Origin of the sequence: Paenarthrobacter sp. NPDC089307 (assembly GCF_040685055.1) — a bacterium.
GTDB lineage: Bacteria > Actinomycetota > Actinomycetes > Actinomycetales > Micrococcaceae > Arthrobacter.
This window is the reverse complement of record NZ_JBFBHE010000001.1, coordinates 207,139-231,130: the sequence shown is the minus strand read 5'-3', so window position 1 is coordinate 231,130 and position 23,992 is coordinate 207,139. Positions and strand designations below refer to the sequence as shown.

At 60.6% G+C, this 23,992-nt stretch carries 20 protein-coding genes and 1 pseudogene; 15 read left to right on the top strand and 6 right to left on the bottom strand.

Features of this window, described 5'->3' with window-relative positions; genetic code table 11:
* Positions 1 to 534: 534 nt before the first annotated feature.
* Positions 535 to 1,584, bottom strand: coding sequence for an AraC family transcriptional regulator ligand-binding domain-containing protein (locus tag AB0N72_RS01080; RefSeq protein ID WP_363931658.1), 1,050 nt, complete (start codon positions 1,582 to 1,584; stop codon positions 535 to 537).
* Between the two features lie 141 nt (positions 1,585 to 1,725).
* Here AB0N72_RS01080 and AB0N72_RS01075 point away from each other — a divergent pair, with 141 nt between their 5' ends.
* The 7 genes and pseudogenes from AB0N72_RS01075 to AB0N72_RS01045 all read left to right on the top strand — a co-directional run bounded on the left by AB0N72_RS01075 (position 1,726) and on the right by AB0N72_RS01045 (position 11,027).
* Positions 1,726 to 2,685, top strand: coding sequence for an AraC family transcriptional regulator (locus tag AB0N72_RS01075; protein WP_363931437.1), 960 nt, complete (start codon positions 1,726 to 1,728; stop codon positions 2,683 to 2,685).
* A gap of 169 nt (positions 2,686 to 2,854) precedes the next feature.
* Complete coding sequence (locus AB0N72_RS01070; protein ID WP_363931436.1) at positions 2,855 to 3,763, top strand: alpha/beta hydrolase; 909 nt, start codon at positions 2,855 to 2,857, stop codon at positions 3,761 to 3,763.
* A 9-nt stretch (positions 3,764 to 3,772) separates the two neighbouring features.
* A complete protein-coding gene (locus tag AB0N72_RS01065; RefSeq protein ID WP_363931435.1) occupies positions 3,773 to 5,779 on the top strand; it encodes an acetoacetate--CoA ligase in 2,007 nt (668 codons plus the stop codon).
* A 73-nt stretch (positions 5,780 to 5,852) separates the two neighbouring features.
* Entirely contained in the window at positions 5,853 to 6,305 is a 453-nt protein-coding gene (locus AB0N72_RS01060; protein ID WP_363931434.1) for a tautomerase family protein, read from the top strand.
* 94 nt (positions 6,306 to 6,399) lie between these two features.
* The gene (locus AB0N72_RS01055; RefSeq protein ID WP_363931433.1) at positions 6,400 to 7,614 is read left to right on the top strand and encodes an acetyl-CoA C-acetyltransferase; all 1,215 of its coding nucleotides are present in this window, start codon (positions 6,400 to 6,402) and stop codon (positions 7,612 to 7,614) included.
* A gap of 308 nt (positions 7,615 to 7,922) precedes the next feature.
* The gene (locus AB0N72_RS01050) at positions 7,923 to 9,248 is read left to right on the top strand and encodes an MFS transporter (protein ID WP_363931432.1); all 1,326 of its coding nucleotides are present in this window, start codon (positions 7,923 to 7,925) and stop codon (positions 9,246 to 9,248) included.
* Between the two features lie 774 nt (positions 9,249 to 10,022).
* Positions 10,023 to 11,027, top strand: a pseudogene (locus AB0N72_RS01045) (IS481 family transposase).
* 413 nt (positions 11,028 to 11,440) lie between these two features.
* Here the strand turns inward: AB0N72_RS01045 and AB0N72_RS01040 are convergent.
* From AB0N72_RS01040 to AB0N72_RS01030, 3 genes are all read right to left on the bottom strand, one after another.
* Positions 11,441 to 11,980, bottom strand: coding sequence for a flavin reductase family protein (locus tag AB0N72_RS01040; RefSeq protein WP_363931431.1), 540 nt, complete (start codon positions 11,978 to 11,980; stop codon positions 11,441 to 11,443).
* 33 nt (positions 11,981 to 12,013) lie between these two features.
* Positions 12,014 to 13,036 (bottom strand): ABC transporter substrate-binding protein, encoded by a 1,023-nt coding sequence (locus tag AB0N72_RS01035; RefSeq protein WP_363931430.1) that lies wholly within the window; start codon positions 13,034 to 13,036, stop codon positions 12,014 to 12,016.
* A gap of 102 nt (positions 13,037 to 13,138) precedes the next feature.
* Complete coding sequence (locus tag AB0N72_RS01030) at positions 13,139 to 14,482, bottom strand: NtaA/DmoA family FMN-dependent monooxygenase (protein ID WP_363931429.1); 1,344 nt, start codon at positions 14,480 to 14,482, stop codon at positions 13,139 to 13,141.
* A 367-nt stretch (positions 14,483 to 14,849) separates the two neighbouring features.
* Between AB0N72_RS01030 and AB0N72_RS01025 the strand changes: the two genes are divergently transcribed.
* The 5 genes from AB0N72_RS01025 to AB0N72_RS01005 all read left to right on the top strand — a co-directional run bounded on the left by AB0N72_RS01025 (position 14,850) and on the right by AB0N72_RS01005 (position 20,080).
* Positions 14,850 to 15,728, top strand: a complete 879-nt coding sequence (locus AB0N72_RS01025) for a sulfurtransferase (protein ID WP_363931657.1) — start codon at positions 14,850 to 14,852, stop codon at positions 15,726 to 15,728.
* Between the two features lie 575 nt (positions 15,729 to 16,303).
* The gene (locus AB0N72_RS01020; RefSeq protein WP_363931428.1) at positions 16,304 to 17,623 is read left to right on the top strand and encodes an NtaA/DmoA family FMN-dependent monooxygenase; all 1,320 of its coding nucleotides are present in this window, start codon (positions 16,304 to 16,306) and stop codon (positions 17,621 to 17,623) included.
* A complete protein-coding gene (locus tag AB0N72_RS01015; protein WP_363931427.1) occupies positions 17,620 to 18,411 on the top strand; it encodes an ABC transporter ATP-binding protein in 792 nt (263 codons plus the stop codon). The genes AB0N72_RS01020 and AB0N72_RS01015 overlap by 4 nt, the downstream gene beginning before the upstream one ends.
* Positions 18,401 to 19,216, top strand: a complete 816-nt coding sequence (locus AB0N72_RS01010) for an ABC transporter permease (protein ID WP_363931426.1) — start codon at positions 18,401 to 18,403, stop codon at positions 19,214 to 19,216. Before AB0N72_RS01015 ends, AB0N72_RS01010 begins: the two co-directional genes overlap by 11 nt.
* 21 nt (positions 19,217 to 19,237) lie before the next feature.
* On the top strand, positions 19,238 to 20,080 hold the full coding sequence (locus tag AB0N72_RS01005; RefSeq protein WP_363931425.1) for a sulfurtransferase: 843 nt from the start codon (positions 19,238 to 19,240) through the stop codon (positions 20,078 to 20,080).
* Here AB0N72_RS01005 and AB0N72_RS01000 read toward each other — a convergent pair.
* Positions 20,060 to 20,560 (bottom strand): GNAT family N-acetyltransferase, encoded by a 501-nt coding sequence (locus AB0N72_RS01000; protein WP_363931656.1) that lies wholly within the window; start codon positions 20,558 to 20,560, stop codon positions 20,060 to 20,062. The genes AB0N72_RS01005 and AB0N72_RS01000 overlap by 21 nt on opposite strands.
* A 96-nt stretch (positions 20,561 to 20,656) precedes the next feature.
* The gene (locus tag AB0N72_RS00995; RefSeq protein WP_363931424.1) at positions 20,657 to 21,151 is read right to left on the bottom strand and encodes a helix-turn-helix domain-containing protein; all 495 of its coding nucleotides are present in this window, start codon (positions 21,149 to 21,151) and stop codon (positions 20,657 to 20,659) included.
* A gap of 122 nt (positions 21,152 to 21,273) precedes the next feature.
* Here AB0N72_RS00995 and AB0N72_RS00990 point away from each other — a divergent pair, with 122 nt between their 5' ends.
* From AB0N72_RS00990 to AB0N72_RS00980, 3 genes are read left to right on the top strand one after another with little or no spacing between them, the layout of a single operon-like run.
* Complete coding sequence (locus AB0N72_RS00990) at positions 21,274 to 21,996, top strand: SDR family oxidoreductase (RefSeq protein WP_363931423.1); 723 nt, start codon at positions 21,274 to 21,276, stop codon at positions 21,994 to 21,996.
* Between the two features lie 31 nt (positions 21,997 to 22,027).
* A complete protein-coding gene (locus tag AB0N72_RS00985; protein ID WP_363931422.1) occupies positions 22,028 to 22,552 on the top strand; it encodes a PaaI family thioesterase in 525 nt (174 codons plus the stop codon).
* Positions 22,552 to 23,583 carry a TDT family transporter gene (locus AB0N72_RS00980; protein WP_363931421.1) on the top strand — a complete coding sequence of 344 codons (1,032 nt, stop codon included), beginning with the start codon at positions 22,552 to 22,554 and terminating at the stop codon, positions 23,581 to 23,583. The genes AB0N72_RS00985 and AB0N72_RS00980 overlap by 1 nt, the downstream gene beginning before the upstream one ends.
* Positions 23,584 to 23,992 lie beyond the last annotated feature (409 nt).

Genomic DNA, 23,992 nt, shown 5'->3' with positions numbered 1-23,992 from the left:
AATATCCTCCAGTTGCTGTTCTCGGCCCAGGGGCCGCCGCCGGTTCTTCCCGGTCGATTCTTCTCACGCTATGCCGGACAACAATTTGCTTCGTAGTATCTGCGCGCCTCTCGTTGGAATCTTTGCGCCTTGGTCGTGGCATCACCATTTGAGCCGCTGCCAGATCAAAGACGCGGCAGTGGCCTTAGGTGGGCCGGGCACAGCTGGTCTGCGCTGTTGGAAGCTGGGTGCGCGGCAGCGTCCCAGTTAGGACCGATGTCCTTCTTCGACGGTCTGGGGCAGATCGCTCTCCTGCCAGCCGACACGCTCGACGTTACTCGTGGACTGGACATTCCGGCACAGATCACACCTAGCACGTCGTCACCGCAGACGAATGAGCAGCCGTCACTCAGCGGTCGGCCGGCGTGAGTGGCCGCAACTCTTGCAAGAGCTTGGTACTGGTGGCGTATCCAAAGCGCCTGAACCTGAGAGCGGGTCACCATTGGCGTGGGACGTCTGCACCCCGCCCCGGGCAGGCGCTGACTCCCCGAATGACTACTGCGCGTCCGGTAGCGCTTGGTCCTTCTGGCCCAAAGCGCCTCCAGGAGAACCGCCTGCCGTGCGGCGGAGACTGGAAGGCGCCACACCGAACCATCTCTGTACCGCATGGGTGAGGCTCGACTGCTCACGCAGACCGACGCGGACGGCGATCTGGGATAGGGAAAGGTTGCTGTTCACGATTAGGTCACGAGCTTGGTCCCGCCGGACCCGGTCGAGCAGTTCCTTGAACTTAGTGCCCTCTTCCGCGAGCTGTCGTTGAAGTGAGCGAGGGTGGAGGCTCAGAATTCGCGCGACCTTTGGCAGATCTGGCCGGTCAGGACCGGGATTTCCTCTCAGGATGGTGGTGACGAGCTCAGAGACCGGGGTGACCTCGTGCCCGAAGTGGGTTTCTAGGAAGTCGAGGGCGATTTCCCGAAGGAGGTCGTTGCCCCCACTGATGGGAACGCTCAGGAGCTGCAGAGGTACGCGCAACACTGCGTGAGGACGGTTAAACGAGACCTCGGCGCCGAAATGGGCACGGTATGTCGGGGCGGGTGCGAGCGGCGGATGGGGCAGCCAGACAGAACGAAGCCCGTAAGGCCGTCCGCCGTTCACTAAAGTCACGACCCTATGCGCCATGCCGATCCCGTAGTCAACGAACTGGGCAGAGGTGATACCCAGTGAATTGGCGTGCTGAATTCCGACCATCGTCGAGTTCTGGCGTGGGTCTGGGATCAGCGTTTGGGACAATGCCGGGCTTAGAACGAAGAGGAAGCGGTTGGCGCACTCGAGAGCGTCCCCGATCGTGCGGGAGTTCTCCATCGCGATTGCGAGAGGTCCCAGGATATGCGGGTCCTGCTGGCCCGCGATCCGCAATCCCAGGTCCGGGATGGCGAACCGGCCCGCAGCGTCCTCCAGAATTCTTTCCACCAATCGGGCGCTGACGAAGGCGTTATGCCGCGCGACCAGCTCTTCTGAGATGCCGTGCCCACTTAGAAAGTCTCTTCCCCTGCCACCCGCGTCATTGATTAGGGCAGGTAGCCCACGCAGGACCGAAGAGCGCATTGGTACATCGCGTTCGCGCAAAAGCAAATCCTTGTCGTGTGGAAGCAAGTATCAGGTCATGTCCTGAGCGGAAAATGCCATTAGATGTCATGTCCACCCAGTGGCCAGGACATATGCCGGAGACAACAACGGAGCACCAACATGATACTTGCCCAGCCGACATCGGATACTCTTCACGAAGTTTCACTGGAAGAGCAGCATCACCAATGGCGACGCGCCTTGCACGACCGTCTGGCCGACTTGGAATTGCGTCCCGGCCGTGAATTCCAGGGTCACGGCTCAGCCGTAGGCCGGGATCTCGGCGATCTGCTCCTCACCGACTGGTACTGCCCTGCTGATTTGGAAGGCGTCCGCGGAAGCGCACTTGCATCAAGGGATGCAGAGTCGCTCCTTTTGTTAGCAGTGACCGCTGGACTTCAGGTGGTGCAGACGTCGGATGACACTGTCGTTCTCCGGCCCGGTATGTTGCTGCTGATGAGCACGCGGGCTGCCGCTAAAATCATCATCCCCGACGAGGTGAGGAAACGCACTCTTCGAGTGCCAAAGACAGCGCTCAGCCCTTATGACACTGGGAGAGGAGTCCCCGACGTCCTCTGCGTCGACACCGCCAGCAACCCCCTTGCCCGGCTTGCGCAGGACTTCATACATGGCGTCGACTCTCAGCTGACCGAGATGACGGCTGCAGACGTAGAGAGCGTCCGAACCGCCCTTCTCGTCCTCATTGCAGGGATGATCCGTGCCGCCCACGCGCCTGATGTGGCAGATACCGATTTCCTGCCCTTCCTCCGTCGCGCAATGGAAGATTGGATCGCCGAACACCTCGGGCAGGGCACCATAAGAGTCGGCGACTTGGCCGCGGCACATAATGTTGCACCGCGGACGGTTCACCGGGCCTTCGCCACTACCGGCGACACCATGGGATCGGTCGTGCGCGCCCATCGACTTGCTGCTGCGCGCCACGATCTGGTTCACAGCGCACTGAACATCGGCGCAATCGCTCACCGCTGGGGATTCTGCGACGCCAGCCATCTTGGGCGGGAATTCCGGAGAGAATTCTCCATGTCACCGGGCGACTACCGCGCTGCTCACGGCATCGCATGAGGAAATGCATAGGCTCCATGCCCTGCCGGTCAACCGTGCTCTCGCGGACTCCTTCCCTGGACAGCGCTGGCGCGTTAGTTCCACTAAGGGGCACGGCTGTTCTATGAGGCAGACCATACAGATTTTAGCGTTGGTATATCGGACCTGACAGAGAGAAAGCGAACCAAAGATGACTCGCGAAGACATTGAATTCAACGGCGAAGGCGGAGTGGCCCTTCGAGGGTGGTTCTACCACGCAAGCAGCAACACAGGCTCCCCGGCTCCGGCCATCGTGCTGACGCACGGCGTCACCGCCGTCAAGGAAATGCACCTCGACGACTACGCAGAATACTTCGCCGAGGCCGGATTGAACGTTCTCGTGTACGACCACCGAAACTTCGGCGATAGCGAGGGCACCCCGCGACAGGAAGTCGACCCGGTCCTGCAGTACCGCGACATCCGTAACGCCATTACCTACCTCACGACACGACCCGAGGTCGATGCGTCGAGGATCGGGCTGTGGGGCACCAGCTTCGCTGGCGGCCACGCCCTCATGGTTGCAGCGATTGATAAGCGGGTGAAGGCCGTCGTGGCCCAGGTTCCGTTCATCTCGGGATCGGGCACGCTCAGCCACTTTATTCGACCGGACTTCGTCCCGCACACTCGTGAAATGTTCGCTGGCGACCGGCAGCACCGCTTCACCGGCGGTGAGCCCAACATGATTCCCGTAGTCACTCCGGACCCGAGCGGCCCGGCCCTCATGGCCTCCACGGATGCATACGAGTGGTTCACCAAGACGGCGGCCAACCGAGCGCCCAATTGGAAGAACGAAGTGACCGCTCGAAGCCTGGAACTTGCAACAGAGTACGAACCAGGACGTTACATCAGTCAGATTTCACCGACTCCCTTGCTGATGATCGTAGCCACCAACGATGGCGTCGCTCCCCACCAGTTCGCGCTCGACGCTTTCGAGAACGCACGTGAGCCGAAGCAACTCATCTTCAGTCCGGGTGGCCATTTCGATGCCTACACGGGACCTGGTTTTGACAAGAGTGCCGCTGCTGCGAGGAACCACTTCCTCCAGCACCTCGCCAACTGATCAGCATCGATGAGTACTTTCGCCAGCCGCACCGAAGCGGCGTCCGCTAGTCCTGGGCAGGGCACGGTCATGAGGCCCGCCTACTCCGGCGTCCAACTCAGTCAAACCGGCATCGGCAAATATGCTGCCTGGCTCGCCGACCGCGGCCACCGGCTCCAGTCATACGAGGACCTCTGGGCATGGTCGATTGATGATCTTGAAGGGTTCTGGGCTTCCCTGTGGGAATACTTCGACGTGCCAGGGTCTGCCGGGACTCACGTCCTGGCGGAGCGAAGCATGCCCGGCGCCAACTGGTTCCCCACCGCACGTGTCAATTACGCTGAATGCATACTTGGGCGCATCAAGGATCCAGGCCAGCTTGCGATCCTCGGCCGGTCGCAGACCCGCGAACCGGTCGAACTGACCTTCGGTGAACTCGCGGAGCAGGTACGTCGGGCCCGCCTCGCGTTTCGGTCCTTGGGCGTACGCCGTGGTGACTTTGTCGTCGGATACCTGCCCAACGTACCGGAGGCAGTAGTAGCGATGCTGGCAGCAGCATCGCTGGGAGCAGTGTGGGCCTGCTGCCCTCCCGAATTTGGTGCACGCAGTGTTGTGGACCGCATTGCTCAACTGCGGCCCAAACTCCTCATAGCGGTCTCGGGCTACGCGTACGGCGCCAAGCAGGTGGACCGGACTACCGAGCTCCAGACCATCCGGGAAGCGCTGCCCACGGTAGAGAACGTCATCGGCCTGTCGTACGGCGTTCACAAGGTCTCAGACCCGGACCATGACTGGTCTGTCCTGCTCGAGGCACAGAGGTCGAAGGAACCGCTCCAGTTCGAGCCCGTTTCCTTTGACCACCCGCTTTGGACGCTGTTCTCTTCCGGCACGACCGGGCTGCCGAAGGCCGTAGTCCATAGTCACGGTGGTATCACTCTCGAGCACCTGAAACTCCACAGCTTCCACTACGACACCCGCAGTGGTGACCGGGTCATGCTGATGGCCACGACCGGCTGGACGGTGTGGAACGCCATGGTGAGCGGACTGATGCTCGGGGCAAGCATTGTGCTTTCGGACGGCAACCCGCATTTTCCTGGTCTTGAAGAACCGTGGCGCAGCGTGGCCGATGATGGTGTCACCCTCTTTGGTACCAGCCCTGGATTCCTGTCGGCTTGCCTCAAAGAGGGCATGCGCCCGGGGGAGAATTTTGACCTAAGCGCCATGCGGATGCTGTCGGTCACGGGAGCCGTGCTTCCGCCGGAAGTCTATGACTGGCTCTATGAGGTGTTATCGGCCGATGTCTACGTGAACTCCCAAAGCGGCGGCACGGACATCTGCTCCAACTTCGTAGCCGGCAATCCTTGGCTACCGGTCTACCGAGGTGAAATCTCCGGTCCCTGCCTCGGCGCGGATGTAACAGCCTTTGACGAAAAAGGCCAAGAAATCACCGACCAGGTTGGCGAACTCGTCGTTCGGTCCCCCATGCCATCAATGCCGGTCGCTTTCTGGAACGACAAGGGAGCACAGCGCTATCGGGAGGCCTACTTCGACGTATATCCGCGGGTCTGGCGGCACGGGGACTGGGTCACCGTGAGTGCCCGGAGAAGCTTTGTCATTCAGGGACGTTCGGACGCCACCCTAAACCGTGGCGGCGTCCGCCTGGGAACCGCGGAGTACTACAACCTTGTGGAAGGTCTTCCCGAAATTCAGGACAGCCTTGTTGTCCACCTCGAAGACAACACGGGCGGGCCCGGTGAATTGATGCTGTTCGTAGTACTCGCCGCCGGTCAAGAGATGAGCGTCGAGATGGCGAACATGCTCAAGAGCGTTATCCGAAAGGAACTCTCGCCACGTCACGTACCGGATCTCGTCGCGGCCGTCCCGGCGGTACCGCGGACCTTGACGGGCAAGAAACTCGAGACACCGATCAAGAAGATCCTGGCCGGAGCAAGACCGGAGGCCGTGGTTTCCCCGGGGGCCGTCACTGACTACGACGCCATCCAAGCTTACGTTCACGCTCTCTCACAAACCGGCTAAGACATCTCGCCAACCGCGCCATGCCGTGCGCAAGTTCAACGTCACCACCCATCAATTATCAGGAGGAAATGCTATGCCGTACTGGGAAATTTTCACCCCCGAAGGGGCTTTCACAGATGAAGACAAAGAGCGTCTTACCGAGGCCATCACCGATGTCTACGTTGAGTGGGTAAACCTGCCCAAATTCTACGTCTGCGTCCGGTTCCAAGAAATGGCCCCCAACGAGATGTACGTCGGCGGGAAGGCCAAAAACAACTTCGTCCGCATCGTCATCGACCACATCGCCCGGAAGATGGAGAACGAACAGATTCAACTCGGCGCCTTGGCCGCCTTCGAGGCCGCACTCGAGCCCTTCGTCAAAGACCGTGGCTACGACTGGGAGCTGCACATCGACGAGACCCCCAAGGAGCTATGGCGTACCCAGGGCCTCATCCCACCGCCCGGTGAGTCCGACATCGAGAAGCTTTGGGCCAAGGAAAACCGGCCCATTCCGTACGATTTGGAGACCCTGGCACCTCTCCCCTAAGAACCTCCCGGGTGCACGGCTTGCACCCGTGCACCCGGGACCCATCCCTCCTTCCCTTAACCGACCTCGAAGATGCCCTTAGAAAGTTATTGCCATGCCTGAAGCAGTCATCGTCGCTCACACCCGCACACCTATCGGCCGCGCCATGAAGGGTTCATTGAAGGACGTCCGGGCTGAAGACCTTGCCGCCGCCGCCATTGACTCAGCCCTGGCCACGGTTCCACAGCTGTCCCGAGATGAGATCGGTGATCTCCTCCTCGGATGCGCACTGCCCGGCGGGGAGCAAGGAGGGAACATGGCCCGACGGTTGGCTGTCCAGCTTGGAATGGACGCCCTTCCCGGTGCGACCATTACGCGCTTTTGCTCTTCATCTCTCCAAACCACCCGTATGGCCTTCCATGCTATTAAGGCCGGCGAGGGTACCGCATTCATCTCCGCCGGCGTCGAGTCGGTCTCGAGCACCGTCCGAGGCAGCTCCGAGCACCCAGGTACCGAACATTCCCTCTTTGACCAATCACGCGCACGCACTGCAGCTCGCAACATCAGCAATACACCCTGGACGGACCCGCGCCGGGATGGTCTTTTGCCTGATGTGTACATCAACATGGGCGAAACAGCTGAGAATGTCGTTTCACTAACCGGAATCTCCCGGGCACGACAGGACGAATGGGCAGTCCGGTCCCAGAACCGGGCCGAGGCTGCCGTTGGGCGTGGCCACTTCCAGCGAGAAATCACCCCTATTAAGCTCCCGGATGGCACCGTGATCTCCGCTGACGATGGCCCCCGGCCCGGTACAACATATGACGCGGTCTCTCAGCTCAAACCAGTCTTCCGTGAATCCGGAACGGTCACAGCAGGAAACTCGTGCCCGATCAATGACGGCGGCGCCGCGCTGATTGTCATGTCCGACATCCGGGCACGAGAACTGGGCATCACCCCTCTCGCCCGCGTCATCTCGACAGGAGTCACAGCACTGTCCCCCGAGATCATGGGCTTGGGCCCGATCGAAGCGACGAAGCAGGCCCTCGCGCATGCAGGGATGAGCATTAGTGACATCGAACTGGCCGAAATCAATGAGGCCTTCGCTGTCCAGGTATTGGGCTCCGCGGATGCCCTGAAACTTGATGAGGACAAGATCAACATCAACGGTGGTGCTATCGCTCTAGGACATCCTTACGGTATGACCGGTGCCCGCATCACGGGAGCACTCATCAACAACCTTCGAACACAGGATAAGACCATCGGCTTGGAAACGATGTGCGTTGGTGGCGGGCAAGGGATGGCCATGTTGATCGAACGTCTTTCGTGATTCCAAATGCTCCAACTCCCTCTGCGTTTGGCTACTCTCTGCGCACGTAGCAGGCCCCGTCGCCGTTCTGTCGCGGCCCAGTAGTTGCCGCCGTGCCAGCCATAGGACAGCCGGCACGGCCGAACCGCCAGCGGCGTACGAGCAGACTGGGCGCAACTTTCGCCAATCACCAGTACCCGACTAAGAACTCCTGCAACCAATTATTTGTCGCCCGCAGCTCCGGCAGTACCACCACGGCGGAAGGGCTCGAACCCGTCCTGCATCCATACGGCATTAGTTAGCCACCCTAGCCAACTTTAGGAGACAACATGACCGGTTCCGCAGCCCACAACGCCGTGGGCATCCGCGGCTCTCATGGAATTGACCAAGCACCTATTCAACGTCAGCGGCGCCGGGCATTTTTCGGCGCCAACGCCGGGCACGCCATAGAGTTCTACGACTATGGGGTTTATGGGTTCCTTGCTTCGGCAATGGCAGTGAATTTTTTCCCGAGTACCGACCCGGTTGCTGGACTGTTGGCCTCCTTCGCAGTCTTCGCGTTAAGTTTCTTTGTAAGACCAATTGGCGGACTTATCTTCGGTCCGCTTGCCGACAGGGTTGGCCGAAAAAGGACCCTATTGACCGTTCTCTTACTCATGTCGGGGTCCACCTTCCTGATCGGCGTCCTCCCCAACTACGAGCAGGTTGGGCTCTTAGCGCCACTGCTGCTGGTTGTGGTTCGCTTGCTCCAAGGCCTTTCTGCCGGCGGTGAAGTCGGGACGGCCGTTGCCTTCGTGGCTGAGTATGCTGGCCCCCAGCGCCGGGGTTATTCAGTCAGCTGGCTAATGCTCACTGCCGTTCTCGGATTTCTTGTGGGCTCTGCGGTATCCAATGGACTGGGCGCTGCCCTCGGAACCGATGCCATTCAAAGTTGGGCCTGGCGCATCCCCTTCCTGCTGGCGGGGCCGCTGGGAGTCGTGGCCATATACATTCGCATGAAGCTTGAGGATAGCCCCGTGTTCCGGGCGCTTGAAGAATCAGGAGACGTGGCGAAGAGTCCCCTCCGGTCAGCTTTAGGTGTACCGCGGATCCTTGGCTTGACCTTTTCGCTCATAGTTATGCACGCATCGATCTTCTACCTGGTCTCCAGCTACCTCCCGACTCATTTGCGCACAATCATGGGCTTTGATTCTGGAACAATTCTCTGGGTGTCAGTTGCGGCGCTCATCTACGCGGGCCTGCTGATGCCCATCTGCGGACACCTATCAGACCGATTCGACCGGCGTAATCTGCTCTTGGGAGCGGCCATCGCCGGCTGTTTCTCGATGCCGGCGTTCTTCGTTTTTTCACCTACCGCGTCCACATTCGTCTTTTTTCTGTTGCTGTTGGCTCTCGTGACGACTTTCGGATTTTTCTCGTCTTCAGTAAACGCACTCCTAGCGGACTTGATACCTGCCAAAATGCGAGCGACGGTCCTGGCCTTCTCGTTCAACACCCCCATCGCTCTCTTCGGTGGAACTGCGCCGTTCATCTCCACCTGGCTGATCCAAGAAACCGGGGACGTGTCGTCACCGGCCTGGTACTTCCTCGGAACAGCACTGGTCACCACCATCGGGCTGCTCCTAATCAGGAAAAGCGACTACATTCGGGCCTGACCGGCAGCAATAAGGGGAAATGCGGTTACCAGCATGCACGCCCAGCTCCTGACCGCACCTTGCCCTCCCATTCCTGAATCCGCGTTCCACATTCCCGCCCTTCCAGCGGCATTTATCCAACCATCCTTTCCCACGCAGCCTCTACGCCCCTGAAACGAGCCGCATGCAGTCCATCCGCGCATATGAGCGTCCTCTTGACCGTCCTATTCTGGATTGGACGAAGCTAATCCCCGGGGAAACAGTAATAATGGTCGACCGCCGAGGTCTTCGCTCACATATGACCGTAGATACCGTTAATGACGAGGGAACTCTAATATGGTTGCTGCCCCAGACGATCGGGGATAGAACCCTGTACCTCCGAACAGATCCGGTCATGCTTCACAGGACCATATAGGTGCATGCCCGCCTACCCAACGTGCAGTTACCTTCAGCTACTCAACTCAGCGGGCTATATCCGCAGCTGGCTCGCTGATGGGGAAAAGAACCACGACGGGCAGCGGAAGGCGCAAACTCGAACGGAACGGACCAAACATGCCTACACATAGTTGCTGATGTGGCGCCTCAATCCTGGGCGGACGTCTGGAGGACCAGGGAACTGACCTCTGGAGCGCCTTAGGTCTCATTGTCACCGAGTTATCGGAACGTCGAAGATCTCTGACACGGCGCTAGATGTACTGGGCCGGGACGTTGTTGACATGTAAGGCTTGAAAACGAGGAGGACCTCCGGGCTAAGTGAAGCTGTCTAATTCACACACTTTGCGCTCGGAGGTCCTCATGTCCCACGTTAATGCCCGCCTAACAGTTCACGGAAGACGCCTGATCGTTGACCGTGTGGCTGCAGGCCGCCCGGTCTCTCATGTCGCGGCAGAACTGGGCGTTTCCCGGCAGACCGCATACCGGTGGGTCAGACGTTTCCGGGCCGAAGGGCATGCCGGGCTGCCGGACCGCTCGAGCCGGCCGAGGTCAACCCCGACCCGGACGAGTACCGACCGTGAACAAGCCGTTCTGGACGCGCGCCGCAGCGTCAGGTTCTGGCCCCTGCGGATCGCGGCGCTCACCGGCGTCCCGGCCCGGACTGTGTCTCGGATCCTGCACCGGCACGGGGTTCCGCCGCTGGCGGACTGCGATCCGCTGAGGTACCCCGATCCGAGCTCTCAGAACAACCACCACCCGGTATGAACGGGCCCGGCCTGGGGAACTGATCCATCTGGACGTCAAGAAGCTCGGGCGTATCCCGGACGGCAGCGGCTGGCGGGTCCACGTCCGCTCGGAGCAGGTCAGGGCACGCGGGATCGGCTACGACTACATCCACCTCGCGATCGATGACCACACCCGCGTCGGCTACGCAGAAGTCCTACCTGACGAAAAAAGGGTGTCACCGCGGCCTGGTTCCTCACCCACGCCGCGGACTACTTCGCCGGCCACGTCATTCACCGGATCGAACGCATCATCACCGACAACGCCTTCGCCTAGCGCAACTCCGCCGCGTTCCATCAGGCCGTTACCGACCTCGGAGCAGTCCAGCGCTTCATCAAGCCCCACTGCCCCTGGACCAACGGCAAAGCCGAACGCTTCAACCGGACCCTGCAAACCGAATGGGCCTACCGGCAGTTCTTCACCAGCAGCTCCCACCGCCAAGCCGCACTTGCGACCTGGCTCCAGCACTACAACACTGAACGAATCCACACAAGAATCGGAACCACACCCATCACCAGGGTGTCACCAACCCAATGGCGCAGTACAGCTAGATCGCACGTCCTTAAATTACTTCGACCTTGATCACATCGACGTCCCCTGGCCGTCCGCTTGCAGTTGGCCTTCACGGACGCGGGCTCTGCTCCTGGAAGTCCACTGCCCGGGGCGGCCCCCAGATAATGAACTGATGACGTACGTGGCCCAGCCCCGTGCTCGTTGACATCCCCCAAGCCTACGGAAGCGCTGTCTATCTTAAGAGCGGGCCTCCAACAAGTCCGCTTGAATCATATTTGAGAATACATATGCTACGTCTCGCTAGCTGCCTGAGTGGCGGAGAAGTCTGCCGGTAACGTCGCCTTTTACTCGCGGTCTCGCTCGGCCGGCCCCGCGCAGAGAAGGAACCACTAGTTCCCGGCCAGGGTGTCAGCGGGACCGGTTTGAGGCGTCGATTACGACCCCGGTTTTCAGTCTGCGCCGGTGGCACGGCGCCGGTCCCGTCATGTGATCACGGAGAAGTCTCCGAGCCGATGCCATGTGCGGTTGTGGTATACCAATGGCCCGGCTTCATGTTCGGGTTCGCGAGCAATCGCTCCCTGCAGCGCGCGGGCGACAATGACAGTTGAGCCCCCGGCCTCAAGACGGGTGATAATTTCTGCGCGGGTCCAGGCGCGGACGCCGCGGTAGAGCGGCTCCCCGGTAGGGAGGCGAGTCCACTTGTCCTTGTCGGCGAATCGGTCAATGCCGCTAGTGGAGGCTAACTTGGCGACCTCGAGGTCGTGTGCGTCCAGTAGGTGCACGACAACCGAATCGCTGGACAGGATGGATTGCGTCGCCGAGGAAATCGCGGACAAAGAGAAGACCAATAACGGAGGGTCGACACTAATCGACGCCACCGACGTCACCGTCAGCGCTACGGGACCATCCGGGCCTTCCGCAGTGATTACAGAAACGCCGCCAGCGTGGCCCCGGAACAGCGCCTTGAAATAGGACGTATCGAGTCCGTCGGAGGGGAACGGCCAGGTCGTTTTATTCGTCATGCTGGTACCGCCTTTCGTGTGGAAAGCAGGGGGTCACTTCGCTCGTGACGACGGTAGGAGCAATTCATCGAACGAAATCTCGGGCACCGCCGCGTATTTCCTTCCGACGGAGAACCAAGCGGCGAGTTTAGCCTCATCGACCGGCGCGGTGCTCGAGCTGAAGCTTTCAACCGTCATTTTCTGCAGCAGCCCGGGATACGCCTTGTCCAGCACTACCGGGTCAGCGCCGGTCTGCTTTTTGACGTGAGCAGCCTGTTCCCCCAGCGGAAGGTCGAGGAACCACGTGTTCGTTTCCGTGGTCGCTTGGGTGAACTTCTCAGCGATCTCGGAGTTCTCGTCGTACCAGGCGCCCGTCGCCCAGAAACCGGCGGCAGCGCTCTCGGTTCTTGCGATGCTCTCCGCCAGTCTCTTGGGATCATCCAGGGAACGTACGTCGCCGTCAGCCAGCCATTTCTCGGCACTGATGGCAGACCCCGTGTAGGCAGCATCGACCTGGCCGGTAGCAAGCCGAGATGCAAATGTGGTCTGCTCGGGGACGATGACCCATTTGATTGATTTCACATCCACGCCAGCGTTGTCAAGGATCAGCCACGCCAAGGTCTTGAATAGCGGAGGTGCGCCGACAGCCACTGTGGCCCCCTTGAGATCGGCTACGGACTGCAACGGGCTGTCGTCTTTAACGAGTAGATATGAGTTCCCGCCGGCCGTGCCGTTGAGCGGAGTGACGAGACCGACGTCGAAGCCGTTGCTGGGGGCTGCTGCGCCCCCGAACAGATCCGAGTAGGCGATATCGACGCCTCCCTGGACCGCAGCGCTGATCGCATCCAGGCCTGTGGCGACGTCTTGCACCCTTACGTCGAGACCATATTTTCTGAAGATCCCAGCTTCCACGGCAGCCCGGAATGAGACGGGCATGATCCCTCCGGGGGCGGCGGCGACCTTCACTGTCGTCGATTCGGCGCCGTTCAAATGGCCACCGGTGTTGCTGGTACTACTGCACGCGACCAAGCCCAATACGAAGATCAAAGCAACGGGCAGGAGACGATTTGTTTTCATAAGAGTTCCTTTTCGCAGAAGTGGGATCAGTCGTCCTCCCGAGCCGCGGTACGCGCGTCCTCCCGAGCCGGGGTACGCGGCTGGTATATGTCCCTACAGAGATCAGAATTTAGGAGACGTGAGGCCGAGATTCTGCCTCAAAGTACTGTTCGGTCCATACTCACGTCGGAACAGACCTTTGTCGCGCAGCCTCGGCACGACAAGGCGCGTGAATCGTCGAAGGTTCTCCTTGTCGGCGGTGAGTAGAAGACCGTCCAAAGCTCCCTCGTGGAACCATGCCTCGATCTTGTCGGCCACGGCCTCGGCACTCCCGACGAAGCTCGTCTCAGGCCGAGCGAACTCGAGCGCGGCCTCCCGAATGCTCTGGCCTTTGCTTTTGGCCCGTTCGATGATTTTCTCTGCGGTCGGAGTAAAGCCGACCGAGTGCTTAATAAAGCCGTCGGGGAATGGTTCATCAATATTGATCGTGGAGAAGTCGAAATAGTTGAAAAACCGCGACACGATGCCCAGCGCGTGTTCGACGCCGACGAAACGGGCGCGCTCTTCATAGTGTGCCCAAGCCTCCTCCTCGGTCTCGCCGACGACAGGACTGAGACCGGGGATGACGACGACCTCGCTGGGATCGCGCCCGGCGTCGACTGCCGCTTGCTTGAACGCTTCGTAGGTGCTCTGGGCATCACTCAGTGAGTCGGTAAGCCCAGCGGGAAACACCGCATCTGCATATCTACCCGCGAGTCTAAGCCCGCCCTCCGAGGCGCCTGCCTGGAAGATAACAGGCTCGCCTTGCCTAGATCGTTCAACATTCAGGGGCCCGCGGACCGAGTAATAGCGGCCGTTATGGTTTAGCGGATGAGCCTTGGACCAGTCTGCATAGAGACCGCTCGCCCTATCGCGCGGAAAGGCGTCGGGTTCCCAGGAGCGCCACAGCCCCTGCACCACCTCGACGAACTCGGTGGCTCGTTCATATCTCTCAGCCTTGTCGGGCAGCCGCTCGGCCCCGTAATTTTGTGCGTGCGCGTCGATATAGGACGTCACTACGTTCCAGCCGACTCGGCCGCGGCTGATCAGATCCAGTGACGCGATCTGCCGCGCGACGTCATACGGCTGGGAGTAGGTTGTGCTGATCGTACCGACCAGCCCCAGCGAGGTGGTGTGCGCCGCGATCGCTGCCAGTGCGGTGACCGGCTCCACGCGGCTGAGGAACTGCCAAGCCGATTCCTCCGTGATCACAGCCGTGTCGGCGATGAAGCCGAAATCGAAAGTACCTTCCTCGGCAATTTGGGCGAACTCGATGAACGAATCGATGTTCGAATTTCCGTCGGCCGGATGATTCTCGTCCCGCCAGTGCCCGCTGGCGATGCCTTCGATAAAGGTACCGAGAACCAAGTGTTTGCGAGACGATCCGTCACGGCGCTTGTTGTTTCCTTGGAAATGGGCGGCTGTCATCGTCCTGTCTTCCTTGCACGCCGGTTAGTGCCGAAAAGGAGTACCTAGGACAGAACCGATCTTAGGCAAACCATGGTCCAGCACGCGCAGAACGCGCATCGTGGGTGGTCTGCCGCGTATCGACTGTCGCCGCGACGACCCGAGCATAAGCAGACGGCCACTGATAGGCGGAATAGTGTTACCCGCGATTACAGCTGAGGGGTGGGTCGGCAATCGGACCGAGGCCCTAACGTCACGGACGGTCTCACTCAGTAACAACCGCTATGGCTGGACAGCGCAAGTGCCAGAATGGCTCAGCGCCGTCCCGGGCGCAAACCAAACGGTCCCGCAGCCCGTCGTTCCGACCTAGTCAGAGGGGAGACACCCCATTACGCAAGAACAGTTCGTCCCAATTCATACTCGAGCGGGCTCGCTTATCTCTGCTGCTGAGCTCCATCACGAGCTCAGTTCCGGCACGCAGCCGCTACTGCTTGATGTGCGATTCACGCTTGAGGACGGTCCGCGGTACAGCGAGTACCTTGATGGGCATCTTCCCGGGGCAGCCTTTGTCGATCTCGAGCATGATCTAGCGGGCAATCGCACTCCCGGCCTCGGCCATTACCCCGTGCCCTCGCCAGAGGCCTTCGCCGAAAGCTCCCGGAGATGGGGTCTCACGACCACGTCGGATGTCGTGGTGTACTCGGGGTACACAGGCATTTCAGCGGGGCGGCTGGCATGGCTACTTCAGTGGTACGGGCACGACAAGGTACGTATCCTCGACGGCGGTCTCCTCGGATGGACCCGCGAGGGCCTTCCACTTGAGACTTCAGAGGTCCCTTCGTCGGCCTTTGGTGGTTTCGCACCGCGCGCCCAAAGCCATCTGGCAGCGTCGACTTCAGACGCAATGGAGCTCGGCCGGCGTGGCCAACTGGTGGATGTGCGGGCGCGATCGCAATTTGCCCTGAAGACGCCTGATCAGCGACGCTCCACCCGCCGTCCCGGCCGCATCCCTGGTGCGATCAACATCCCGGCCACCTCACTTCATCGGCGTAACGGGTTGCTGCGCAGTTCAGCGGAGATGAAAGCTGCTTTGGAACAGCACGGCATTGATTACACACAGCCGGTGGGCGCGTACTGCGGTGGCGGAGTGGCGAGTGCGTGGGCTACCTTCGTCCTGCGCGCCGCCGGCGTCGATGCACGTCTGTTCACGGCATCGTGGTCTGAGTACGCCGCAGATCCCCGTCTTCCGGTGGAGATCGAGCCTTGAACGACCGAAGCTGTCATCGCAGGTAACACAGTTCTAGCGCGGACCAGCGGTTCCTTTAGGGTCGAAGTGTCGCGGCGACAGTCGACTCGCGGCAGATCATCCAGAGACGCTGTCTGCGTGCTGGTCGATGATTTGCCTTGTGGTCGTCACCTCGGGCTTTCGACCTCCCTTCGCGCGGATCTTCGTCCCTGATCCTCCTGCTGAATGGATCGACTGATGCCCCACCTCGCCGTCCCCCCATCGCAACCTGTCAAGAAGCAGGCAAAAGTAAACGTCCCATCCTTTGGGACAGATCGCCCAGCCGACTGGTCCACGGTGTCCGAGTTGTTTGGAGAAGCTGTCCGCTGCGCGCTTGTCGGACGCAGCAGCGGCGCCTGATGCTCTCGGCCCAGAAGACGCGAGCACTGATGACTGCTACCCGCCTTCCGGTCTTGTCAGAGTGAAGCATCCCACCGACGGGTACGGAACGGGCCCACGTCGTCATCCCCGGGACCCGCTTCGGCCAGGCTGTTTGTTTGTCGACCATACGGATGACCCATCCCACACCCGCATCGAACCCGAGAGACCCAACTAGAATGGCACGCAGAAAGCAACTCATCATCGCAACCTCAAGCTGGCCCATCGGCCGCCATGCCAGCGCGTGGCGCCTGCCGGAAGCGCTCATACCGCACCCGGTGGATCCCACCTACCTGGCCGACACGGCGGCTGCTGCCGAGAGGGGACTGTTCGACTACTTCTTCGTTGGCAACGCCATCTCTTCCGAACCGTCACGCGAACGAACTTGGACGAACGACGTCTTCAAAGCGGAGGGTTTCGCGCTCGGTGCGTTCGTGGCCGCTCGCACCTCGCACGTTGGAATTGTCGTCACCACAAACACGACTTACGCTGACCCTTACGACACAGCCCGTTCTGCAGTCACCCTCGAACACTTAAGCGGCGGGCGTCTCGGACTAAACCTAGTGCTTGGACTGGCCGGCATCGACCTGCCCGCCGCGAACTACGGGCGTATGGCGCATCCGGAGCGCGACACCCGGTATGAGAGGGCTGAGGAGTTTACGACAATTCTTCGCGACCTGCAGCACAGCTGGGACAAGGACTGGTTCGTCGGGGACCGCCAGAGTGGGCGGCTGTACAACTCTGATGCGTTCCACCCCATCCACTTCGCTGGCACTCATCTAAGCGTCGACGGTGCGTTGAACGTCCCGCCGCCTATCCAGCCAGAGATTCCACTTATTCATGCTGGCACCTCTCCTCAGTCGCTGGCCTTCGGGGCAAGCCATGCAGCTGTGCGCTTCAGCCCGTACTTCGGCACCGAATACAACAGCGACTACTACCGAGCCGTTCAACAATCGAGCATCGATGCGGGTCGAGACCCGGATGATGTCGCAGTGCTCCCCGGCATTACCTTCTACGTAGGAGGGACCACGACGGAAGCACGCGCGAAGTTCCGGGAAGTCCAGCAACTTGTGATGGCCGAGTACGCGCCCGCCGCAGTCTCGCAGGCGGTGGGCCAGGACGTCACTGGCGTATCGCCAGGAGAGCGCGCAGCGGACGTGCTGAGCGATGACACGCTCCATACATCCCCCTGGCTGCAGACCGCTTTCGACGCTTTCGGAGGGCACGACGTGACCCTGGAGGACCTGTTCCGCTACACAGCCAACGCCGGGCACCTCAATCAGAACAGCGTTGTAGGCGACGGACGCTACGTCGCTGACTGGATCGCGGAGCGGTTCGAGGGGCGCGTGCTGGATGGCGTAAAGGTGTTCCCGCCCTACTCCCGCACTCCACTCGACGCGTTCGTCGATCTCGTCGTTCCGGAACTGCAGGCCCTCGGCCTGCACCGCACAGAGTACGCTGGCACTACGCTCACGGAGCACCTCAGGCAGTCACGATGAGCACAATCGTCGTGGAGTCTGCAGGCAAGGAATATTTGACCGCCGACAGCCGCCGTGTCACTGGCCTCGAACCGGTATCCCTTCAGATCCGCAGAGGCAGTTTTGTCTCCTTCGTAGGACGATCCGGATGCGGCAAGTCGACTCTGCTACGGCTAATCGCCGGGCTGGAGACATCAACATGGGGATCAATCTCGATCGACGGTGCGGAAGTATCCCAGCCCCCGTCGCAGTTGCGCTACGTTTTTCAGTCGTACAGCGACTCGCTCCTGCCGTGGAAGAGCGTGGGCAGGAACGTCGAGTTCGGTATCAGGCATGCCCACCGGCTGCCTGAAACCGAGCAGAATCGGAGGAACTGGCCGGCAATCGCCCAAAGACGCCTCTCCGACGTCGGGCTTGGCGACAAAGCTACCCGCTATCCTTCCGAGCTGAGCGGTGGTCAGCAGCAGCGGGTCGCGATCGCCCGTGCCCTGGCGTCGCATCCGGAGATCCTGCTGCTCGACGAGCCGTTCAGCGCTGTGGATGCCCTGAGCCGCTCGCACTTGCAGGACCTCGTCCTGCAGGCCTGGCACGAGCTCGGGCTTACGGTGGTGTTCGTCACCCACGATATCGATGAGGCACTCTACCTCTCGGACGAGATCTACGTGTTGGCACCAAACGGCAGGGGGATCCAGGACCACATCCACGTTGACCTCCCCCGGCCGCGCAATCAGCTAAGTACCCCAAGCCTGCCCGAGTTTTCACGCGCGCGTGCGCGCCTTCTCAGCGAGGTGCTTGGCGATGAGCTCTGAGTCCCGCCTGCCAGTCACCCGCCGACCAGTGCCGCAGTTAATCCGGCGTCTTGCCGAACGCCGCATCGTTGGATGGATACTCGTCGTTGTACTGCTGCTGATGTGGCAGTTCAGTGCGACCCTCGCGCCGCGACCCGGGCTTCCCCCGCTCACCGCCATCTTCTCGGAGTGGTTGGCCCAGATGCAGGGCCGCGAACTAATTCCAGCGCTGCTGGATACAGTCGTCACTACCCTCCTCGGCTTCAGCCTCGCAACTGTCATCGGAGTCGTATTCGGATTCATGATGGGGCGCATCCGTATTGTTTTGGCACTACTTGAACCGGCCGTCGAGCTGATTCGACAGACCCCCGTAACGGCGCTCTTCCCACTGCTGATCTTGTTCCTCGGAATCGGCCAGCAGTTGGAAGTCACCACGATCGCTCTAAGCGCCACCTTCCCGATTCTCATGAACTCCTACGCTGGTGCCCGCAGCGTCTCGCGCACGATGAGGCTGACGTCAAAGACCTACAAGCTCGGCTGGTGGCAGACACAGGTGGAAGTGGCGATCCCCGCTGCGCTGCCTTTCATACTAGTCGGCATGCGGCAGGCCCTCGGAGTCTCGCTCGTGCTCGCCGTCGTGGCCGGAATGCTCGCCGGCAACAGCGGCATCGGCTACTTCATCCTGCAGGCTCAGCAGATGTTAGACGTAACGGCGCTCTTCGCCGGAATCTTCAGCATCGCGCTGGTTGGGTACCTGCTGAACCAGCTGTTCCTCCTCGCGGACGCGCGCCTCATACGCTGGCGTCGCCATACCACGGACTCCTAACCTCTCCAGAAAGGAAAAGGCATGCGCCATTTCATTGAGGCCTCGGAACTGTCCATCGCGCTGACAGGTGACCGGCCACCCGTCGTCCTCGATCTCAGATTCGACCCCGGAAAGGGCTCGGATATCTCACGTTATGAGCAGGGCCACATTGTCGGTGCCAGATTTGTGGCACTGGAGCAGACGCTCGTCCAAACTGAGGCTGCGACCCTAGGACCACTTCCGGATCCTCTCGCGCTGGAGGAAAGCCTCCGAGGTCTTGGGTTAGACAATGACACGCCGGTTGTTGTTTATGACGACACCTCGGGCGGCCCTTCCGCTCGTGCATGGTGGGTACTCACCTGGGCAGGCGCAACGCAGGTGCGTACGCTAAACGGCGGCCTCGCAGCGTGGAGGGCCGCCGGTCTGCCGCTCGTTCCCGGAAGTGATGCCACGCCTGTCGCCAAGGGAACCTTCACTGTTGCTGCGGGCGGCCTTGCCTCCGTGGAAGCTGACGATGTCGAGCAAATCGTTGCGAAGCGTTCCGCGATCGTTATCGACACGAGGGCGCCTGCGCACTTCGCGGGAGATCCCGAGAAGGCGCGCAGCGGACACATACCCGGCTCGGTGAACCTCCCACAAACGGCTTTCCGCGGCGCGGACGGGCGACACGTGACGGATGCAGCCACCACCGACCTCCTCTTCAGTGCCGGCGTCAAGACAGACACGGACATTGTGCTCTCCTGCGGTGGCGGGATTTCGTCGGCCTACGTCGCGCTCGTCCTGCTCGAACACGGCAATAATGTGATGCTGTATCCCGGCTCGTTCTCCGACTGGGTAACCAACCCCGCCCATCCGGTTGAACAGTCACAAAGTGTGAGGCCCTGATTCCGTCCGCCGAAGCTCTTTTTCGAAGCATATCGATGCCGGGATGGCGTGATCGTAGGGAGGGTAGGCCGGTATCTGTCTGTATCCAAGTTTTCGGTACAGAGCTTCAGCCTCTGGCTGCTTACCTCCGGTTTGCAGGATTAGGCGAGAGGCGCCCGCACCGGAGGCAATCCTTTCGAGTTCAGCCATTAGTGCCGTCGCGGCGCCCGTACCGCGGGCTGCAGGGTCAGTAATGACCCGTTTGATCTCCCATTGCCCGTTCAATCGGCGGAGGGCGCCGTGCCCAATGGCTTCACCAGCACCGCTAATCACGAGCACATTGGCAATGAAATCTTGCGGTGGTACGGTCAAGGCTCTCCTCGCTGCTTCGGAAAGTTGGGGCTCTTTTCCGGTGCCATACCTCGCCAGAAGCTCGTCCGTTAGTAGGTCCCGCAGACGGGCTGCTCGGGGGTCATCAAAGTTAACCGCCTCCAGCGTCATTTCCGCCGTATTGCCGGACATCCAGTTCCTCCTTGCGTGCGCTTGTCAGTATTTCTCGTTTCGTGCGGCCGCTGCAGGGCGGCGGCCGCAGCATGTTCAATCGCTTGGCGAATCCGCTATTGATTCACGGGTGCTGTCGGCAGCTGAAACCAGCGGTCCCAGCATGAGGCTGCCCTGCTTGAATTCTTCGCCGCATGCTGCGCACGTCAGGACCGGTTCCAAGTCGGCCCCGCAGTTGTGCCGGTAAGAGGCGCGGGGTGTCTTGTCGCGCATCCAGGTACTGCTCCAGGCCGCGAGTGAGATGAGAATGGGAGCAACTTCGGCCCCGGACGTTGTCAGGTGGTATTCATGCCGCGGGGGGCGCTCCGAATATTGGACGCGCTCAATTACGGCATGGTCTTCCAAGGTCCGCAGCCGGCTTGTCAGGATGTCGCGTGAGGCGCCGGTATTGAGGGCTATCTGGTCGAAACGATGGACGCCCAGGGACATCTCCCGAAGCGCCAGCAACGCCCAGCGCTCACCCAGCACCTCAAGTCCTGCTGCGATGAAGCACGCCCTAGGTCCCACCCTCGCGGTATTGATTGGTGTCATCACTCCCTGCTCCAGTGTTTTCTCTAAGCATACAAGTAGGTTGGATATTCCAACCTACTAAGCTACTGTGACATTCGAGGGCTACGTAACCGCGCGGCCCTGTCTGAACTTTAGGAGAATCCATGCCAAGTCTGTCTGGTGCCATCGTTCTTGTAACCGGCGCGAATGGGGGTTTGGGCCGCGAGTTCGTGAAACAGGCCCTGGCCAGAGGCGCGGCCAAGGTCTATGCGACAGCCCGCCATCCCCGGGAGTGGCATGACTCCCGAGTCATCCCTCTCGCTCTCGATGTCACCAGTCCTGCCTCGATTCGGGACGCCGTGACGCAGGCTCCGGACGTCAATGTCCTGATCAACAACGCAGGCATTTCCGTCGAATCAGACACTCTCGTGAATATCTCCGACGAGGAATTCCGCAAGATAATGGAAACCAATTTCTTTGGACCAGTCGCCTTGACACAGGCCTTCGCCCCAGTGCTCGCTACCAACGAGGCCTCAGCGATCGTCAACATCCACTCGGCGCTCAGCTGGATCGCGCTCACCGGCGCCTACAGCGCATCAAAGGCCGCACTGTGGTCTGCAACAAACTCCTTCAGGCTCGAACTGGCACCCCAGGGCACGCACGTAACCGGCGTGCACGTCGCCTATATCGACACCGCCATGGCTAAGGGTGTCGACGCCCCAAAAATTTCCCCGGAGGAAGTGGTGCGCAAGTCATTCGATGGGCTCGAACAGGGGGATTACGAGGTCATCGTGGACGACATCACTGCCGACGTAAAACTTGGCCTCGCCGGTCCCATCCTGGGACTCTACCCGGCGCTGGCAGCCAGCGCCGCGGCAACAGCCTAAAAGACACCTTCAGACCCAGAGGGCTACATTCATGACAAGCGATGCCTCCGCTCAGCGCTCGGAAACCTTCACCTGGACCGATCCTTCGATCGCCCTCCAGAAACTGCCACAACTAACCGGCATGGACTACTTCTCAGGCCTCAGCAACGGCAGTATCGCGCCGCCGCCGATCGCGTCCTTGATGAAATTTGAACTCGCAGAAGCTACCCACGGACACGTCGCATTCGAATGTTGGCCCGGGGAAGCCCACTACAACCCTTTAGGAATAGTGCATGGCGGCCTGGCCTGCACGCTCCTCGACACGGCCCTCGGCTGCGCAGCACACACAACTCTGGCCGCCGGCTTCGGCTATACCTCCATTGACCTGGCGGTGAAATACCTCCGGCCTGTCACACTCCGGAAGGGCGCCCTCCGAGCAGAAGGGTCAGTGGTAAAAGCCGGCTCCCGGCTGATTTTCGCCGAAGGCCGACTCTGCACCGCCGACGGTGAACTCCTCGCTACCGCCACGAGCACACTCCTCGTCGTTCCCCACCAACCAGATGCAGTGACAGCATAATGCGCAGCGCCGCCGCTGTGGCCCTTGTCCCCGCCAGCCAGGAATCTGTGCAGCCTACAAACGGCAAGCCCGGCATGCACGCATTGAGCCGTTTCGGGATTCCGTTGGGCCTGGCAGGTTTGGGCGGCGGCTGGTCCGCCGCGAGGAGCTATCTCGGCGCCCCGGTCTGGCCGGAGGAAATTATCTTCGGAGCAGCCACCATCGTGTGGGGGATCCTGACTGTCATGTACGTGGTCCGGGGACTGCGGCAGAAAGGAACATTCCGCGCTGACCTTAAGCACGAGGTGGCAGGGCCTTTCGCCTCGTTTATCCCATTGGTCGGGATCCTGCTTGCCTCCCACTACACCCAATACCTGCCGCCCTGGGGGGACTGGTTGAGTGGCGCGTTCATCACAGCGCTGGCCATCGTCGCCGCGCAACTTTTTGCTCACTGGGTCACCGGCGGAGTATCAATGCAGTCCATCCACCCCGGCTACCTACTGCCTGTCGTGGCCGGATCCTTCGTCGCCAGCATCGGATTCTCAACCATCCACGCCCATGAAGCCGCCATCGCCACGTTCGGCGTCGGCATGCTCTTCTGGCTTCTCGTCGGAACGATTGTCACCGTCCGGCTCATGACCGGAGGCGAACTGGCACCAGAAGCCAAACCCGGGCTGACCGCCTACCTTGCGGCTCCTGCAACAGCAAACATCGCCTGGATGGTGTCACACCCCGGCCCAATGGGCGCCGTGCAACTCTGCCTCACAGGAGTCCTGACGATTATGATGCTACTGCAGGTCATACTCCTCCCCCAGTACCTAAAACTTTCTTACACACCAGGGTTTTGGGTGTTCACCTTCCCGGTGGCGGCAACGACGAACTATGCCATCCGTTGGCTCGCGGCGGCTGACTTCCCGGGCAGGGAGATTTACTCCTGGACCATACTCGGCCTCGCAACAGCCTTTACTCTCACCATCGGCACACGCGCTGTTACAACCTCCATCGGAACATACTTGGCGAAACGAACCGGACGAGTCGAAAAGGGCGACTGATCGTGGATTGGGGGTGGCAGAAGGCAGAGATGTCTACTCGGACTTGACTGCACCCCAACCTGACGTCAGGTCCTGCGAGGTTGGCGTCAGGTTATAGCCTGTTTCATCATTATCTGACGGCAGACGCCCAAGGTCATAGATCTTATCCTGACAGTCCGTCGGGCTAGAGACAGGACAGCCCTGCCGCCCCTCGTTGGAATGCAGCTGCCTACAAGGCATACAGCACCACGGATTCCGCCTTCGTCATGTCGTCGAGTCCAGCGGGCTGAATGAACTCGTGACGGCAAGATAGAGAGCAGACCGCGGTCAGAAACAAAACAGACTTAAGTGTGCACACTGTACACACCCACTTTGGCCCAACAAAGTCACTTTTCACCGCCGTGACTGGACGGAAATCTCATGGCTCAAC